The organism is Variovorax sp. Root434, assembly GCF_001426595.1.
GTDB lineage: Bacteria > Pseudomonadota > Gammaproteobacteria > Burkholderiales > Burkholderiaceae_C > Variovorax.
Genome location: NZ_LMEK01000029.1, coordinates 107,849 through 123,995 on the forward strand (window position 1 = coordinate 107,849; position 16,147 = coordinate 123,995).

General features: G+C 69.0%; 18 protein-coding genes. 10 read left to right on the forward strand and 8 right to left on the reverse strand.

What is annotated here, in order from left to right; genetic code table 11:
* Positions 1–15: 15 nt before the first annotated feature.
* Together ASD05_RS28980 and ASD05_RS28985 are read right to left on the reverse strand one after the other, a co-directional pair.
* The gene (locus ASD05_RS28980) at positions 16–1,947 is read right to left on the reverse strand and encodes an adenylate/guanylate cyclase domain-containing protein (RefSeq protein ID WP_056600217.1); all 1,932 of its coding nucleotides are present in this window, start codon (positions 1,945–1,947) and stop codon (positions 16–18) included.
* 184 nt (positions 1,948–2,131) lie between these two features.
* The gene (locus ASD05_RS28985) at positions 2,132–2,845 is read right to left on the reverse strand and encodes a 2OG-Fe(II) oxygenase (RefSeq protein ID WP_056600220.1); all 714 of its coding nucleotides are present in this window, start codon (positions 2,843–2,845) and stop codon (positions 2,132–2,134) included.
* Positions 2,846–2,965: 120 nt separating this feature from the next.
* Between ASD05_RS28985 and ASD05_RS28990 the strand changes: the two genes are divergently transcribed.
* Positions 2,966–3,313 carry a hypothetical protein gene (locus ASD05_RS28990; protein WP_235508144.1) on the forward strand — a complete coding sequence of 116 codons (348 nt, stop codon included), beginning with the start codon at positions 2,966–2,968 and terminating at the stop codon, positions 3,311–3,313.
* On the forward strand, positions 3,310–4,107 hold the full coding sequence (locus tag ASD05_RS28995; protein ID WP_056600226.1) for a zeta toxin family protein: 798 nt from the start codon (positions 3,310–3,312) through the stop codon (positions 4,105–4,107). Before ASD05_RS28990 ends, ASD05_RS28995 begins: the two co-directional genes overlap by 4 nt.
* Here the strand turns inward: ASD05_RS28995 and ASD05_RS29000 are convergent.
* On the reverse strand, positions 4,052–4,972 hold the full coding sequence (locus tag ASD05_RS29000; protein ID WP_007832597.1) for a LysR substrate-binding domain-containing protein: 921 nt from the start codon (positions 4,970–4,972) through the stop codon (positions 4,052–4,054). The genes ASD05_RS28995 and ASD05_RS29000 overlap by 56 nt on opposite strands.
* A gap of 180 nt (positions 4,973–5,152) precedes the next feature.
* Between ASD05_RS29000 and ASD05_RS29005 the strand changes: the two genes are divergently transcribed.
* From ASD05_RS29005 to ASD05_RS29030, 6 genes are all read left to right on the forward strand, one after another.
* Positions 5,153–6,352 (forward strand): acyl-CoA dehydrogenase, encoded by a 1,200-nt coding sequence (locus ASD05_RS29005; protein WP_056600230.1) that lies wholly within the window; start codon positions 5,153–5,155, stop codon positions 6,350–6,352.
* A 5-nt stretch (positions 6,353–6,357) separates the two neighbouring features.
* Positions 6,358–7,596: a CaiB/BaiF CoA transferase family protein gene (locus ASD05_RS29010; protein ID WP_056600233.1), complete on the forward strand. Its 1,239-nt coding sequence runs from the start codon at positions 6,358–6,360 to the stop codon at positions 7,594–7,596.
* A 13-nt stretch (positions 7,597–7,609) separates the two neighbouring features.
* Complete coding sequence (locus ASD05_RS29015; protein ID WP_056600368.1) at positions 7,610–8,038, forward strand: VOC family protein; 429 nt, start codon at positions 7,610–7,612, stop codon at positions 8,036–8,038.
* A gap of 244 nt (positions 8,039–8,282) precedes the next feature.
* Positions 8,283–8,663, forward strand: a complete 381-nt coding sequence (locus ASD05_RS29020) for a helicase SNF2 (protein WP_235508145.1) — start codon at positions 8,283–8,285, stop codon at positions 8,661–8,663.
* 56 nt (positions 8,664–8,719) lie between these two features.
* A complete protein-coding gene (locus ASD05_RS29025) occupies positions 8,720–9,133 on the forward strand; it encodes an organic hydroperoxide resistance protein (RefSeq protein WP_056600239.1) in 414 nt (137 codons plus the stop codon).
* Between the two features lie 109 nt (positions 9,134–9,242).
* Positions 9,243–9,878, forward strand: coding sequence for a dihydrofolate reductase family protein (locus ASD05_RS29030; RefSeq protein ID WP_056600243.1), 636 nt, complete (start codon positions 9,243–9,245; stop codon positions 9,876–9,878).
* A 24-nt stretch (positions 9,879–9,902) separates the two neighbouring features.
* Here the strand turns inward: ASD05_RS29030 and ASD05_RS29035 are convergent, their stop codons facing one another.
* The gene (locus tag ASD05_RS29035) at positions 9,903–10,361 is read right to left on the reverse strand and encodes a CopD family protein (protein WP_056600246.1); all 459 of its coding nucleotides are present in this window, start codon (positions 10,359–10,361) and stop codon (positions 9,903–9,905) included.
* Positions 10,362–10,475: 114 nt separating this feature from the next.
* Here ASD05_RS29035 and ASD05_RS29040 point away from each other — a divergent pair, with 114 nt between their 5' ends.
* Positions 10,476–11,306: an isocitrate lyase/PEP mutase family protein gene (locus ASD05_RS29040; protein ID WP_056600249.1), complete on the forward strand. Its 831-nt coding sequence runs from the start codon at positions 10,476–10,478 to the stop codon at positions 11,304–11,306.
* Positions 11,307–11,312: 6 nt separating this feature from the next.
* Complete coding sequence (locus ASD05_RS29045; protein WP_056600252.1) at positions 11,313–11,906, forward strand: uracil-DNA glycosylase family protein; 594 nt, start codon at positions 11,313–11,315, stop codon at positions 11,904–11,906.
* Here ASD05_RS29045 and ASD05_RS29050 read toward each other — a convergent pair.
* The 4 genes from ASD05_RS29050 to ASD05_RS29065 are packed head-to-tail and all read right to left on the reverse strand — an operon-like array spanning position 11,879 to position 16,033.
* Positions 11,879–13,600: an amidohydrolase gene (locus ASD05_RS29050; RefSeq protein WP_056600255.1), complete on the reverse strand. Its 1,722-nt coding sequence runs from the start codon at positions 13,598–13,600 to the stop codon at positions 11,879–11,881. The two genes, ASD05_RS29045 and ASD05_RS29050, sit on opposite strands and share 28 nt — an antisense overlap.
* Before the next feature lies 1 nt (position 13,601).
* Positions 13,602–14,591: a tripartite tricarboxylate transporter substrate binding protein gene (locus ASD05_RS29055; RefSeq protein ID WP_056600258.1), complete on the reverse strand. Its 990-nt coding sequence runs from the start codon at positions 14,589–14,591 to the stop codon at positions 13,602–13,604.
* Positions 14,592–14,650: 59 nt separating this feature from the next.
* Positions 14,651–15,007, reverse strand: a complete 357-nt coding sequence (locus ASD05_RS29060; protein WP_007832571.1) for a cupin domain-containing protein — start codon at positions 15,005–15,007, stop codon at positions 14,651–14,653.
* 18 nt (positions 15,008–15,025) lie between these two features.
* Positions 15,026–16,033, reverse strand: a complete 1,008-nt coding sequence (locus tag ASD05_RS29065) for a quinone oxidoreductase family protein (RefSeq protein WP_235508146.1) — start codon at positions 16,031–16,033, stop codon at positions 15,026–15,028.
* Positions 16,034–16,147 lie beyond the last annotated feature (114 nt).

Here is a 16,147-nt window from a genome sequence, read left to right on the forward strand (position 1 = left end):
CACCCACGAGCGAGCTCAGGCCGTGAGCTCATAGAGCACCATGCGCGTCTGCCGGCCGCGCAGCTCCACCAATTCTTCGATGCGGCGTGCGTGAAGCCGGCCGCCGAGCCCCGCGAAGGTGGCCTCGGAAATCAGCGTCTGCGTGCCGAGCTGTTTGTTTATGCCCTCGATGCGGCTCGCCACATTGATCGGGTCGCCGAACGCGGTGTACGACAGCCGGTCGTTCGAGCCGAGCACCCCCGCGATCACCATGCCGGTGTGGATGCCGATGCGGGTGCGGAACCTCGGCAGCCCCTGCTCGTGCCACTTGCGGTTGAGTTCGCCCATCTCCACGTGCAGCTCCAACGCGGCCACGCAGGCCTGGTATTCCGCGTCCTTCAGGTCGGAGGGCGCACCCCACAGCACCATGATGCCGTCGCCGATGAACTTGTCGACCACGCCGCCGTGCCGTGCGAACACGCCCGCCGCCAAGTTGAAGTACTCCGTCAGCATGCTCACCAGCACGTCGGTGTCCAGCGATTCCGAAATCGAGGTGAAGCCCTCCACGTCGGTGAACATCACCGTCACGCGGCGCGACGAACCGGAGGGCGCGAGCGCATGGCCCGCGTCGATCAGCTGGTTGATCACGTCCACCGGCACGAACTTGCTGAAGGCCTTCAGGCTGCGCGCCGAGTCGTCCAGGGCCTGGTCCAGGTGCTGGATCTCGAGCACGCGGCTCGGTTCGCGCGGCAGGTTGTCGAGCTCCAGCAGGCCGATGCTGCGCGCGATGTGCGAAAGATTCTCCACCGGCGAGGTCACCAGCTTCGACAGCTTCAGCGAGATGAACAGCGCGATCGCCAGGAAGGCCAGCGCCAGCAACAGGCCCCACAGCACCGCGCGGTGCAGCTCGCCCAGCAGCATGTCTTCGGGCACCCAGCTCACGAGCTGCCATCCGGTGCTGGGAATGCGCGAGGCCTGCACCAGGTAGCGGCGACCTTCGTAGGTGAAGGAGAACTTCCTGTTCGAGCCACTGCCCGCCGTGCCGCCGATCACCGTGTTCGCGTGCAAGGCGCCGAGCACGCCGGTCGGCGGCTCCAGCTGGTGCAGCACGCCCGGCATGTCGCTGCGCGCGAGCACGCGGGCGTCGGCGCTCAGCAGTGCGCTGTCGCCGTAGCCGTCGCTGCTGAACTGGCGCACGAATTCCGACAGCCGTCCCAGCGACACATCGCCCGCCACCACCATGGCCTGCGCTGCGTTGTCCGCATAGCTGCGCTGGCTCGGCAGCGCGTAGGTCACGCCCAGCTCCTGCGCGGCGGCGAATACGTACGGCTGCGTCCAGACCGGCCCCTGTGCCTTGCGGGCCTGCAAATACCAGCCGCGCTGCGTCGGGTCGTAGCTGCTGCGGAAGGATGCGACGCGCTGCGTGGCGTAGCGCTGCTGCACGTCGGCCTCGGCGTCCAGCGGCAGCATGTACTGCCACGTCTCGGTGGTGAACCTCGCGCCGCGCTCGATGTGGCGCATGGCCGGCACCGGGTAGCGCAGCGCCATCAGCATCTGGCCCTTCTCGTTGCTGACGTAGATGCTGTCGAGCTCGGGCGACTGCTGCAGCAGCGTCCACAGCAGCTCGGCCGTTCTTTCGGCGTGTTCGCCCGCTGGCCGCAGGCTGGGGGCGGTGCCCACGGCGTTGACGACCGACTCGGCCTTCTGCAGGAAGGCCAGCACCTTGTCCTCGGTGCGGTGGTGGTTGGCCCTGTGCGCGGACACGCCGATGCGCGACACCAGCCGCTGCGACCCCCAGTAACCCAGCGAGACCAGCAACAGCGACTGTGTCAGCGCCACGGCACTGACGATGGTGCCCACGTCCACCCTGAAGCGGCGCGAACGCCCGGGCGGTGCGGCCGGCGCGGCCGCGGATTCGATCGACGGCTTTCCCGCCGCTTCCGGATTCCCGGACGACTTCTTGTTCATACAGCTCCCTGACGACCACTCGAGCGCGCCCGCTGCATCGAGGCCGCGGGCCGGCTTCCGGCGGGCTCACGGCCCCGATCGTTGGTGTCGGGGATCCTGGTGGGCGCCGGAGGCGGGCGTGATTTTCGTCGACTTCGGCTTTCCGTGCGGCGTTGCACGGCGCCGCAGTGGCCGGGGAGCCGCCTTAGCGGGCGTCGTGAAAGATGATGCCCAGCGTATGCCGCCGCCCCGAGCGCACGCGGCTCACGCCGTGGCGCATCGTCACGCGGTAGCTGCCGCGCGTGCCCGCCACCGGCCGCTGGTTGACCGCGAAGATCACCGCCTCGCCCTGCGCGAGCGACACCACCTCGGCGCGCGACTGCATGCGCGGGCGCTGTTCGGTCAGCACGAACTCGCCGCCGGTGAAGTCTTCGCCGGGCCGGTTCAGCAGCACGGTGAGCTGCAGCGGGAACTGCAGGTCGCCGTACAGGTCCTGGTGCAGGCAGTTGTAGTCGCCCTCGTCGTAGCGCAGCAGCAGCGGGGTGGGGCGCAGCTGGCCCGCCGCGTGGCAGCGCGCGAGATAGGCGGCGTGGTCAGGCGGGTAGTCGGCCGGCAGGCCCATCGCCGCGGCCCATGCAGTGGCCAGCGGCGCGAGGCGTTCGTACAGCGCGCTGCGCCATGCCACGAGCTTTGGCGGCAGCGGGTTGGCGAAGTACTGGTACTCGCCTTGGCCGAAGCCGTGGCGCTGCATGACGACGCGGCTGCGGAAGTGGCGGGGCTGGTCGTACATGGCCGCGAGGGCGGCGCATTCCTTCGGGGTGAAGATCGCGGCGCCGGTGGTGGCGCAGCCGCGGGTGGCGAGGTCGTCTTCGATGCGGGGCCAGTCGAGGGCGTCGACCTGGGAGGCTGGGGCTGTCATGCGCGCAGTGTCTCGCCTGCGGGGCTGCAAGGCTCGCCGTTTCCGGACGCGGGTATGCGGCGGTGCGGGCTTTGGCGCAGCAGGTGGCGGGCGGCTTCCGTTTTGAGCGATCATCCGGCCATGGCAAGAGCAAAAACCATCGCACGCGAAGGCTCGGCAGGGCAAATGGTCCAGGGCCGATCGGTGGCGACCCTGGGGCGCGGCATGGCGCTGGTCAAGATCGGCAAGGCTCCACGCGCCGTGGTCCGCCCCGAGGACAACACGACGGAACTGTTGAAGAAGGCGGCCCGCGCACTCGACAAGCCCGGCATCGACAGGTCGGTCGTCTTCCGCGGACCCAACGCGGACCGGATATTCGCCTACTCCGCCTACCCGCAGGACCCGACCCAGGTCATTCGCGAAGCAGCCGACGGCACCAAGGTCATTGGCCGCCTGGTCGACGGCAGGTTCCGCGCGAGCAAGGCGTGAGCCGCCGCCCACCGAAGCTCGGGAAGCTCCTCGAGCAGACGCGCGGCCCGCGTCCGGTGGCCTTCGTCCTGGCGGGCCACAACGGCTCCGGAAAATCCACGCTCTGGTATTCGCGCCTGGCGGCATCGCTGCAGATGCCGCTGATCAACGCCGACCGGATGATGATGTCCATCCTGCCGGACGCCGACCCCGCCACTGGGCACATCCCCGCCTGGGCCCAGCGCCTGCGCGACGACGACGAGAAATGGCAAGTCCTGTCCCAGGAAGGCGTGCGCGCCTTCAAGAGCCTGGTGATGGACCAGCGCATGCCGTTTGCGTTCGAGACGGTGTTTTCCCACTGGAAGCCGCTGCCCGGCGGTGGCCATGCGTCGAAGGCGGACGACATCCGCGCGATGCAGGAGGCGGGGTATTTCGTCGTGCTGCTTTTCGTCGGCCTGGTCTCGGTGGACATGTCCATCTTTCGCGTGAGCACCCGCAAGCAGCAGGGCGGCCACGACGTGGACCGCAGGAAGCTGGTCGAGCGCTTTCCCCGCACGCAGGCGGCGGTCGGCCATGCGGCGCAGATCGCGAACATGACGCTGATGTTCGACAACAGCCGTTCCGGGAAGAGCGCTTTCGCGCTGGTGCGGGCGCAGGCGAAGAAATCGGTCCTGTTCGATGCGCGCGATCCCAAGTTCGACATGGACCCGGAACTGCGGGCCGTCTGCGATCCGTGGCTCGAGAAGGTCGCCGGCCCCTTCAAGCCGTCTCGCGCCCGGGCTCCTGCCGTGCCTGCGCCAGCAGCCAGTCGCTGAAGAACTTCAGCAGCGGCCGCTGGTCGGCGCGCTCCGGCGTCACGAGGTAGTAGTTGCGTTCGCCCGACAGCGGCCGCGCGCAGGCCACCACCAGTTCGCCGCGCGCCAGTTCGTCGGCCACCAGCATCGTCGGCATCAGCGCCACGCCGAGCCCGTGCGATGCGGCCGCGGCCAATATCGAGAACAGCTCGTAGCGCGGGCCGCCGCGCGCATTGGGCGCGTCGATCTGCTGCGCATCGAACCACTGGCGCCAGCCGTCGGGCCGGGTGCTCTGCTGCAGCAGCGGCATCTTCGCGATGGCTGCCGGCGCCACGGCCTTGCCTCGCGGCAGCAGGGAAGGGCTGCACACCGGCACCACGTCTTCATGCATCAGCAGCAGCGCGTGCGTGCCGGCCCAGTTCTCGACCTGCGCGGGCGTGCCGGCATACAGCGCCGCATCGAACTCCGCATCGGCGAACAGGAAGGGGCGGGTGCGCGTCTCGATGTGCACCACCACGTCGGGCTGCAGCGCCGCGAAGCCCTTCAGCCGCGGCATCAGCCAGCGGGTGGCGAAAGTGGGCACGGCCGCCAGCGAGAGCGAGCCGCCTTCGCCCTGGTGCGCCATCGCGTCGAGCGTGTCGCGCTCCATCGCCTCGAGCCGCTTGGTGATCTGCCGCGCATAGGCCGCACCGCTGGCCGTGAGCGCCACGCCGTGCCGCGTGCGGCGAAACAGCGCCACGCCCAGGAAGGCCTCGAGCGTGCCGATCTGGCGCGACACCGCGCTCTGGGTGAGGGCGAGTTCCTGCGCGGCGCGCGTGTAGCTCTCGTGGCGCGCGGCGGCGTCGAAGCACACGAGGGTTTGCAGGGGTGGGATCTTGCGGCGCATGTATGCCGGGAGTGTATGACTGGAATCAGGCCTTCTTCAATGAAGGTGCCTCGCCAACATCTTGCAAGACATTCTTTCACCGCATATCTGGGTGCGGATTCCTCGTTTGCGTCATGGCCCCTGCGTGGCTAGCATCGGCCTCATTCCCCCTTTTCTCTTTTCCTCTTCCGGAGACAGCACATGGCCGCCAAAGCGCAATTCCACTGGGACGACCCCCTTCTTCTCGACCAGCAACTGACCGACGAAGAACGCATGATCCGCGACGCGGCCAATGCCTACTGCCAGGAGCGCCTCGCGCCCCGCGTCATCGAGGGCTTCCGCACCGGCGAGACCGACCCCGCCATCTTTCGCGAAATGGGCGCGCTCGGCCTGCTCGGCCCCACGATTCCCGAGCAGTACGGCGGCCCCGGCCTCAACTACGTGGCCTACGGCCTGATCGCCCGCGAAGTCGAGCGCGTCGACTCCGGCTACCGCTCGATGGCCAGCGTGCAGAGCTCGCTGGTGATGGTGCCCATCTTCGAATTCGGCACCGAAGGCCAGAAGCAGAAGTACCTGCCCAAGCTCGCCACCGGCGAATGGATCGGCTGTTTCGGCCTGACCGAACCCGACCACGGCTCCGACCCCGGCAGCATGGCCACGCGCGCCAAGAAGGTGCCGGGCGGCTATTCGCTCAGCGGCTCGAAGATGTGGATCAGCAACTCGCCCATCGCCGACGTGTTCGTGGTGTGGGCCAAGGAAGTCAGCGAAAGCGGCACCGTCGGCCCGATCCGCGGCTTCGTGCTCGAGAAGGGCATGAAGGGCCTGAGCGCCCCCGCGATCCACGGCAAGGTCGGCCTGCGCGCCAGCATCACCGGCGAAATCGTCATGGATGGCGTGTTCTGCCCTGAAGAAAACGCCTTCCCTGAAGTGCAAGGCCTGAAGGGCCCGTTCACCTGCCTGAACAGCGCCCGCTACGGCATCTCGTGGGGGGCGCTCGGCGCCGCCGAAGACTGCTGGCACCGCGCCCGCCAGTACACGCTGGACCGCAAGCAGTTCGGCCGCCCGCTGGCCGCCAACCAGCTGATCCAGAAGAAGCTGGCCGACATGCAGACAGAGATCACGTTGGGCCTGCAAGGCAGCCTGCGCCTGGGCCGCATGAAGGACGAAGGCACGGCCTCGGTCGAGATCACCTCGATCATGAAGCGCAACAACTGCGGCAAGGCCCTGGACATCGCCCGCCTGGCGCGCGACATGATGGGCGGCAACGGCATCAGCGACGAGTTCGGCGTGGCACGCCACCTGGTGAACCTCGAAGTGGTCAACACCTATGAAGGCACGCACGACATCCACGCGCTCATCCTTGGCCGCGCCATCACCGGCATCGCAGCTTTCGCCAACTGACACGCATGACAACGAAGCCCGCAGCTCTCGACGGCATCAAGGTCCTCGATCTGTCCCGCGTGCTCGCGGGCCCGTGGTGCACGCAGATCCTCGCGGACCTGGGCGCCGACGTCGTCAAGATCGAACGGCCCGGCGTCGGCGACGACACGCGCACCTGGGGCCCGCCCTTCATCAAGGACGCGGACGGCAACGACACCGACCAGGCCAGCTACTTCACGTCCTGCAACCGCAACAAGCGCTCCGTCACCATCGACATGGCCACGCCCGACGGGCAGGCGCTGCTCAAGCAGATGGCGGCGCAGGCCGACATCGTGGTGGAGAACTTCAAGACCGGCGGCCTGAAGCAATACGGCCTCGACCACGAGAGCCTGCGCGCGGCCAACCCGCGCCTCATCTACTGCAGCGTGACCGGCTTCGGCCACGACGGCCCGTACGCCGAGCGCGCGGGCTACGACCTGATGATCCAGGCCATGACCGGCATGATGAGCATCACCGGCCGCCCCGACGACGTGCCCGGCGGCGGTCCGCTGCGCGTGGGCGTGGCGCTCACCGACCTGTTCACCGGCGTCTACGCCAGCACGGCCATCCTCGCGGCGCTGCAGGTGCGCGAACGCACCGGCGAAGGCCAGCACATCGACATGGCGCTGCTCGACGTGGGCATGGCCATCCTCGCCAACCAGGCCAGCGCCTTCCTCAACACCGGCAAGGCGCCCGGCCGCCAGGGCAACACGCACCCGAGCCTCGCGCCCTATCAAGACTTTCCGACGCAGGATGGTTCGATGCTGCTGGCCATCGGCAACAACGGGCAGTTCGCACGCTTCTGCGAAGCGGCAGGCCACGCGGAATGGGCGAGCGACGCGCGCTTCGCGACCAACACGCTGCGCGTGAAGCACCGCCTGGTGCTGATCCCCATGATGGAAGAACTCACGCGCACCCGCACCACGGCCGCATGGGTCACGCTGCTTGAAGACAAGGCCGTGCCCTGCGGCCCGATCAACGACATCGCGCAGGCCTTCGACGATGCGCAAGTCCAGGCGCGCGGCCTGAAGGTCACGCTGCCGCGCGACGCGGGCGACGGCATCGCCAGCATCACCGGCGTGGCGAGCCCGCTGCGGCTCACGGCCACGCCGCCGGTGCTGCGCCATGCGCCGCCGGCGCTGGGGCAGCACACGCAGGAAGTGCTGGCGGAAATGGGCATCGATGCGGCACGCTTCGATGCCCTGCGCTCAGCCGGCGTCGTCTGAAGAAGAGGCCGGCATGACGAACCCGGTGCGCCCGCCGTTCTCGGTGCTGCGCATCGACCACATCGTGCTGCGCGTGAAGGACATGGAACGCGCCGTCGCGTTCTATGTCGACGTGCTCGGCTGCACCGTCGAGAAGCGCCGCGACGACCTGGGCCTGGTGCACCTGCGCGCCGGCGCCAGCCTCATCGATCTCGTCACGCCCGACGGCCCGCTGGGCCGCCAGGGCGGTGCGTTGCCCGGCGCCGAGGGCCGCAACGTCGACCACCTCTGCCTGCGCGTCGAGCCCTTCGACGAAGCGGGCATCCGCGCGCTGATGGCGCGCCACGGCGTGGCCCTTCACGGCGACGTGCAGAACAACTTCGGCGCCGAGGGCTACGGCCCGTCGATCTACCTGAGCGACCCCGACGGCAACACCGTCGAGCTCAAGGGCCCGGCCGCCTAGCTGCAGCCCGGCCGGTCGGTTGCCCTCTGCGCGGCCGCCTTTCCCCGGCTTTCCTTTCCGATTTGTACGCCACTGTGTCTGGCCGGCGCGGCGTACACACGCGCATGCAAATCTGCCGGTGGCTCGACACATCGTGGATACAGCCCGCCGATGTAATTCATACATCGCCACCGACGACACATGCACCGAGGAGGCGATGGTGTTCAACCGACTCCTTCACCCTTCATCTTTGAAAGACATTGCCATGAAAACCACCAAGCTCCTGATCGCCGCCGCCGCTCTTTCCGCTTTCGCCATCGGCGCCAGCGCAGAGGACTACCAGGGCGTCCTGCAATTCCAGTCGTCCGCCAGCCGTACCGCCGTGCAGGCCGCGGGTGTGGTCGCCGCCCACGGTGCAGACCCGTACGCCGACGGCGCCACCGCAGGCGTGCCCGCCGTCGTGGCCGGCCTGAGCGACCGTGCCCAGGCCCGCGCCGGCGCCATCGCCGCGGCCCGCGCCGGCAACATCTACGCAGACGGTGCAGGCGCCGGCCCCGACGAGCGCTTCACCAGCACGCTGGACCGCGCCGCGGTGCGCGCCCAGGCTGTTGCCACGGCCCACGGCATCGACCGCCTGGCCCTCTGAGCCCGGCCCGCACAACGCCACCTTCACCGCGATCCCCTCTCATCCGAAGAAGCACCATGACCGACAAGCAAGTTCTCTACACCGGCAAGACCCACACCACCGGCGGCCGCCAGGGCGCATCGCGCAGCAGTGACGGCAACCTCGACATCCAGCTGTCGCCCCCCGGCGGCAACGGCACGGGCACCAACCCCGAGCAGCTGTTCGCGGCCGGCTGGTCGGCCTGCTTCATCGGTGCCATGGGCAAGGCCGCGGGCGGCTTGAAGGTCAAGCTGCCGGCCGACCTGGCGGTGGATGCCGAGGTCGACCTGGTGCTGCAGGAAGGCCAGTACGTGCTGCAGGCGCGCCTGAACGTGAGCCTGCCGGGCCTGGACCGCGAGACCGCGCGCGCCGTGGTCGACACCGCGCACCAGACCTGCCCGTACTCCAAGCTCACGCGCGGCAACATCCATGTCGAGCTGAACCTCGTCTGAGCCTCTGCGTCGACACGCGCGGCCCGCCCCCTGTTTGCAGCGGGCGGGCTCGCGCATAGACTCCGCCTTCTCTGCAACCCAGGCCGGCTTCGCCGCCGGAAAGCGACGTATGAGCAGCAAGGTCTTCTTCGACGTGGGCATCTCGCTCGACGGGTACATGGCGGGCCCGAACGCCAGCCCCGGCAATCCGATGGGCGACGGCGGCCGCGCCATGCACGGCTGGATCTTCCAGACCGCCACCTTCCGCGAAATCCTCGGCATTCCCGGCGGCGGTGGCGAGCAGGGCACGCCCGACGACGCGCGGGTCCAGCATGTGTTCGCACGCACCGGTGCCTACGTCATGGGCCGGCGCATGTTCGACGAAGGCGAGGTCGGCTGGCCCGAGAACCCGCCGTTCCGCGGGCCCGTGTACGTGCTCACGCATTCGCCGCGCGAACCCTGGGTGCGCCAGGGCGGCACCACCTTCCATTTCGTGACCGACGGCCTCGCGAGCGCGCTGGCGCAAGCCAAGGCCGCGGCCGGCGGCAAGGACGTGCGCATCTCCGGCGGCATCGACACCGTCCGCCAGGCCATCCGGGCGGGCTTGCTCGACGAATGCACGATCCACGTCGCGCCGAACCTGCTGGGCGCGGGAAAGCGGTTGCTCGACGGCCTCGCACCCGGCGAGATGAAGCTGGTGCCCGTGCGCGCCGACGGCTCGGCGCTGGTGACGCACCTGGACTACCGTTTCGTCCAGGCTTCGTGAGGTAGGGGGCGTGGCGGGCGCTGCCTACCCCGCCCGTCCTATGGTCGCAACCCCGAACACCACAACCCCCAGCGCCAGGTTCACGATCACCAGCTGGCGCACGGTGTTCAGCCGCGCGGCCGCCGCTGGCCATGCGCTTTCGTCCACCGCGCGCCGCAGCGCCCTGAACACCGACGCGCGGATGTAGATATAGATCGCGGCCATCACGATCGCGATGCTCATCATCGCCTCGATGCGCCAGTGCACGGCGCGGAAGCCGCCGGCCGCGAGGATCATCGTCACGCCGGTCACGAACAGCAGCGTGACCGATGCGTCCACCCCCACGAAGAAGCGCCGCAGCGTCGCGGCCATCATGCGCAGGCGCAATGGCGGCTCCAGCGTGGCGACAGCAGAAGGGCGCACTGCGAAGTGCATGGTGGCCATGCCGCCGACCCAGAAGGCGGCGCACAGCAGGTGGATGAAAAGCGCAATGACGTAGGACATGGGGCGCGATCAGACACCGAATTGCCGGACTGCGCAACGTCGTGACGTGCGGACAGGGCCGCGTCAGAATGCGGAGCTCGCCGTCGCGCATACCGAAAGAAAGCCCAGGTTCCCATGACCCGCACCATCGCCCAGAAACGCGCCGACTTCCGGGCGCTCCATGCACAAGGCTGTTTCGTCATTCCGAACCCGTGGGACACGGGCAGCGCGCGCTTCCTCGCGGGCATGGGCTTCAAGGCGCTCGCCACCACCAGCTCGGGCTTCGCGTGGTCGCACGGCCGGGCCGACGGCGCGATGTCGCGCGAATCGATCCTTGCCCATCTGCGTGAGCTGGTGGATGCCACCGACTTGCCCGTGAATGCCGACTTCGAGAACGGCTTTGCCGCCGACGCGCAAGGCGTGGCCGAGAGCGTGCGTCTGGCCATCGAGACCGGCGTGGCAGGCCTCTCGATCGAGGACTCAACGGGCAACGCCGCCGATCCGCTCTTCGCCATCGACATCGCGGTCGAACGCATGCGCGCCGCGCGCAAGGCCATCGATGCGTCGGGCGCCGACGTGCTGCTCGTCGGTCGCGCCGAGAACTTCTTCGCCGGCCGCCCGGACCTCGGCGACGCCATCGCGCGGCTCAAGGCGTACGCGGATGCAGGCGCCGACTGTCTCTATGCGCCCGGCATCAAGACCCGCGAGCAGATCGCGGCGGTGGTCGCGGCCGTGGCGCCCAAGCCGGTCAACCTGCTGGTCGGCGCGGCCAGCGAACTCACGATGCAGGACATCGCCGAACTCGGCGTGCGCCGCGTGAGCGTGGGCGGCGCGATGGCGCGCGCGGCCTGGGGCGGCTTCATGCGCGCCGCGCGCACGCTGGCCGAGCAGGGCCGCTTCGACGGTTTCGCGGACGCGGCGCAGGGCGCCGAACTCGACGCCTTCTTCCGCCCGTTCGCCGGCTGAGGCGCCGTGGATGTGCTGCTCGCCGAGATCCGCGCCTGCCGCGCGTGCGAGGCGCACCTGCCGCTGGGGCCGCGCCCAGTGGTGCAAGCGAGCGCAAGCGCCCGGCTGCTGATCGTCGGGCAGGCGCCCAGCCTCACCGTTCACAAGACCGGCGTGCCGTGGGATGACAAGAGCGGCGAGCAGCTGCGCCGCTGGCTCGGCGTCGACCGCGCCACCTTCTACGACGCGGCACGCATCGCGCTCATGCCGATGGGCTACTGCTACCCCGGCCGCGGCACCAGCGGCGACCTGCCGCCGCGCAAGGAATGCGCGCCGCTGTGGCAAGACAGGCTGCTCGCGCAGATGCCGCGCATCGAGTTGACGCTGCTCATCGGCCAGTACGCGCAGCGCCACTTCCTGGGCAAGACCGCGCGCGCCAACGTGACCGAGACGGTCGAGGCCTTTGCCGACTACGCACCGCGCTTTATTCCGCTGCCGCATCCTTCGCCGCGCAACACGGGCTGGTTCAAGCACCACCCGTGGTTCGAGAGCGAGGTGCTGCCGGTGCTGCGCGAGCGTGTGCGGCGGGCGCTTCAGCGCGCGCCGTCCGAGGCCGACTGAATCGCCGCCTGCAACCCCTGGGGTGCCCTGGCCATCGGAGTCGTCGCCGCATCGAAGGGCCGCGCTGCATACACCACGCGCCCGCCCACCACGGTCATCACCGAGGTGGTCTTGCCAATGCGCTCCAGCGGCACGGTGAAGAAGTCCTGGTCGAGCACCGCGAAGTCCGCGAGCTTGCCGACCTCCAGCGTGCCGCGCTTGCCCTCGTCGAAGCTGAACCACGCGCTGCCCGCCGTGTAGAGCCGCAGCGCCTGCTCGCGCGTGGGTGTCTCGTCGGGCCCGCGCATCATCTTGCCGCTCACGGTCTTGCCGTCGAGCATCCACTGCAGCGCGACGAAGGGGTTGTACGAGGCCACGCGATGCGCATCGGTGCCAGCGCCCACGTTCACGCCGGCGCGCAGGGCCGTGCCGACGGGCGGCATGCGGCGCGCCGCGTCGCCGCGCACGGCGAGCGCGCGGTCGCCCTGGAAGTACATCGCGTCCTGCATGGTCCAGCCGATGCCCAGCGCCTTCATGCGCGCGAGCGTCTCGGGCGAAGCATCGTCCAGGTGCGCGATGGACCAGCGCAGGCCGTTGATCGGCACCTCGGCGTTCAGCTTTTCGTACAGCCCGAGCAGATGATCGACCGAGCCGTTCTCCTGCCAATGGATGGTGACCGCGAGCTTCTTCGTGGCCGCCCATTTGATGAGCTCATAGAACTTCGCCTTCACCGCTTCGTCGGGGAAGTTGTTGTTGTACATCGCGAGCGTCACGCGTTCGCCCAGGCCGTTGAACTTCAGCATGTCGTCGCCGAAGCCCATGGGCAGCATCTGCGTGAGGTCACGAAACTCCTGCAGCTCGGCGCCGGGCTTCTGCGCGAACACGCTGTAGGCCACGCGCAGCGTCAGCGCCTTCTCGCGCCACAGCTCGAACAGCGCCGCGTACTGCGAGGGCGCAATGCTGAAGCCGCCCGGGTCCACCAGGCCGGTGATGCCGAGCCGGTTCAGCTCGCTGAAGAACGCGCGCGTGCCCGCTACGTTGTCGTCGTAGGTCGGCTTGGGCAGCTTGTCGAAAAGGGCCGAGATGCCGACGATGTCGCCGGTCATCCAGCCCGGCGCACCGTCGGGCGAGGGCTTCATGCCGGCAGGCAGGGTGCCGGGCGGAACAGCCAGTGCTTCGAGGGCCTTGGGCGTCATCACCACCGCTTCGTAGAAAAGCTGCACGTACACCGGGTGGTCCGGCGCGGCCTCCTGCAGCTCGGCCAGCGTTGGTCGTCGGCGCTCCGCGAACTGCTGTTCGGTCCAGCCGCCTGCAACGATCAGCCAGCCGCCGGGGCGGGCATTTGTAGCGGCGGTGCGGATGCGCGCCATGGCTTCGGTGATGGTGCCCGCGCCGATCCAGTTGACTTCGGTCGAATAGCTCAGCGCCGCGCGTACCGCGTGCATGTGCGAGTCGATGAGACCGGGAATGACGGTGCGTCCGCCCGCATCCACGGTGCGTGTCGCGGAGCCCGAGAGCGCGCGCATCTGTGCGGCATTGCCGACGGCCACGATGCGGCCGCCGCGCACGGCGAGCGCCTGCGCGGTGGTGCCGGCGGCATCGAGCGTGGCGATCTTCGCGTTGGTCACGACGAGGTCGGCCGGTTGCGCCTGCGCGGCACCGGGCATGAGAAAGCCGGCGGCGAGGGCCGCCGCCGTGAAGAGCGTGCGTGCCATGTCAGTCGACCTTGATGCTCGCTGCCTTCACCACCTGCTGCGCCTTGCCGGTCTCGTCCACGAGGAACTTGTTGAACTGCGCCGAAGGCATGGTGAACGGCTCGGCACCGAGCTTCTCCAGCCGTTCCTTCAGCTCGGGCGACACCATGATTTTCGCGACCTCGGCCTGCAGGCGATCGACCACCGGCTGCGGCGTCTTCGCGGGTGCGAACAGGCCGACCCAGAACAGGTACTCCGAGCCCGGCACGCCCGCTTCCACGGTGGTCGGCGCATCGGGCAGCGCCGACGAGCGCTTGCCCGTGCCCACGGCCAGTGCCTGCAGCCTGCCGGTCTTGATCAGCGGCAGGGCCGACACCATCGGCGCGAAGAACCAGTCGACGCGCCCGGCCATCACCTCGGTCATGGCCTCGGGCGTGCCACGGAACGGAACGTGCTGCGCGTCGATGCCGGCCGCGAGGCGGAACACCTCGGCGTTCATGTGCGTGGCCGAGCCGTTGCCCGCCGAGCCGTAGTTGAAGCCGCCGGGCTTGGCCTTGGCCTTCGCGACGAGGTCCTGCACGTTCGCGAAATGCGAGGGCGCGGTGACCAGCACGTTGGGCAGGCTCGCCATCGGCGTGATGCCGGTGAAGTCCTTGATCGTGTCGTACGACAGGCCCTTGTAGATCCACGGGTTCACAAGGTGGCCGGCCGAATGCACCAGCAGCGTGTAGCCATCGGCCGGCGACTTGGCCGCGATGGCCGCGCCCAGCGTGCCTCCGGCACCGGGCTTGTTGTCGACGATCACGCTGGTGCCCAGCGCGGGCCCGAGCTTCTCGGCCACGAGGCGTGCGACGATGTCGGTGCCGCTGCCTGCGGTGAAGGGCACGACCAGCTTGATCGGCTGCGTGCCCGGCCACGGACCCTGTGCGTGGGCGCCGGTCAGCGCGCAGGCCGCCAAGGCTGCTGCCGCCGCCAGTGTCTGCCTGCGGCTCCATTGGGATGTCTTCTTCATGCGTCTTGTCTCCGTTGATTTGTTCGATGAGCGATGAATGACTGAAAGAGGAGAGGCCGCTACGCCGGCGGCGCGTTCGGCATCACCAGCGCGACCAGCACCGGCCGGTTGCTCCGGTTCTCCAGCTGGCGCTTTTCGCCGGGCGCGAAGCGGCAGCTGTCGTAGGGCTCGAGCACGTCTTCCTGGTGCGCGCCGTCGATCTCGCCGACCACGTGCAGCTGGCCTTCGAGCACGAGATACAGCTTTTCCATCGGCGAGCCGTCGAGCCCGGTGTGGCCCCCGGGAAGGATCTGGCTCACGCCCATCCACATCTGCGTGGACGGCCCGGCCTCCTTGCCTTGAAGGCGCAGGCAGCGCATGTCGAAGTGGTTGGGCGCCTCGTAGTGCGGCGCTTCGTTGAAACGGGTGACGTGCATGGTCGGGTGCTCCAGGGTTCAGGGTCGCAGCACGACGCGGTCGGTGCTGCCCGAGAGCACCAGCCGGTAGGCGTCGATCGCATCGTCGAGCGTGAAGCTGCGTGCGACGGGAAAGGGCTTCAGCGTGCCGCGTTCGAAGCCTTCGCGCATGGCGTCGAGCTGCGCGGTGCTGGCGATGCAGTCCATGGCCAGCGAGTCGATGCCCACGTAGGTGTGCATGCCCCGGTAGAACGCGAAGATGTCGAAGGGCACCGCGCGCTCGTGCGTGGCGATGAAGATCTGCGTCGCGCCCTTGGCCATCGCCTTGTTGGCGGCCTCGAAGTAGGCGCTGCCGACGGTGTTGTAGACGATGTGCGCACCGCGCCCGTCGGTGAGTTCGCGCACCTGCGCGCCCACGTCGGCGTGGTGGCGCGCATCGATCACGTCCACCGGTCCGCTGGCAAAGCCCTCGAAGGGACCGGCACGCCGCTGCACCGCGATCACGCGCGCACCGGCCTGCGACGCCAGCTGCACCGCGGCCTGCCCGACCTTGCCGTTGGCGCCGAGCACCAACACTGTTTGGCCCGCCTGCGGCATGCCGCTGCGGCGAAAGCCTTCGTAGGCTGTGACGAAGGGCACGCCCACCGCGCCGGCCTCGTCCATCGAGATGCCGCGGGGTTTGGCGCGCAGTGCCTGCTCGGGCAGCACGAGGTAGCGCGCATGCGAGCCGTCGCGTGTGATGCCGATGTCACCGCCGGAGCCGTAGACCTCGCGGCCGATCCATTCGGAAGGACCGCTCACCACGGTGCCCGCGAAGTCGCGGCCGGGGGTGCGCGGCCACACGGCCTGCGGCATGAGGCCCAGCGTCGCCTTGACGTCGCTTGGGTTCACTGCAGCGGCGGCGATGCGGACGACGGCATGGCTTGGAGGCGGCGTGGGTTCGGCCTGCGGCGAGGCGTGCAGCTGCAGTGCGTCGAGGTTGGCGGCCTTCTCGTTCACGCGCAATGCGCGGGAGGTGTGGGTCGTGTGCATGGCAGCGACGTTCATTTTGGTATTTCCTGCGTGCTGTGTTGCTGGGTGCTTGTGTTCTTGGCGCTGTTGTTCGGGGTGCGTGCACAGGCCGCCGGGTACTCCCCTCCGCGAATGTCCCCCGCCTTCGGC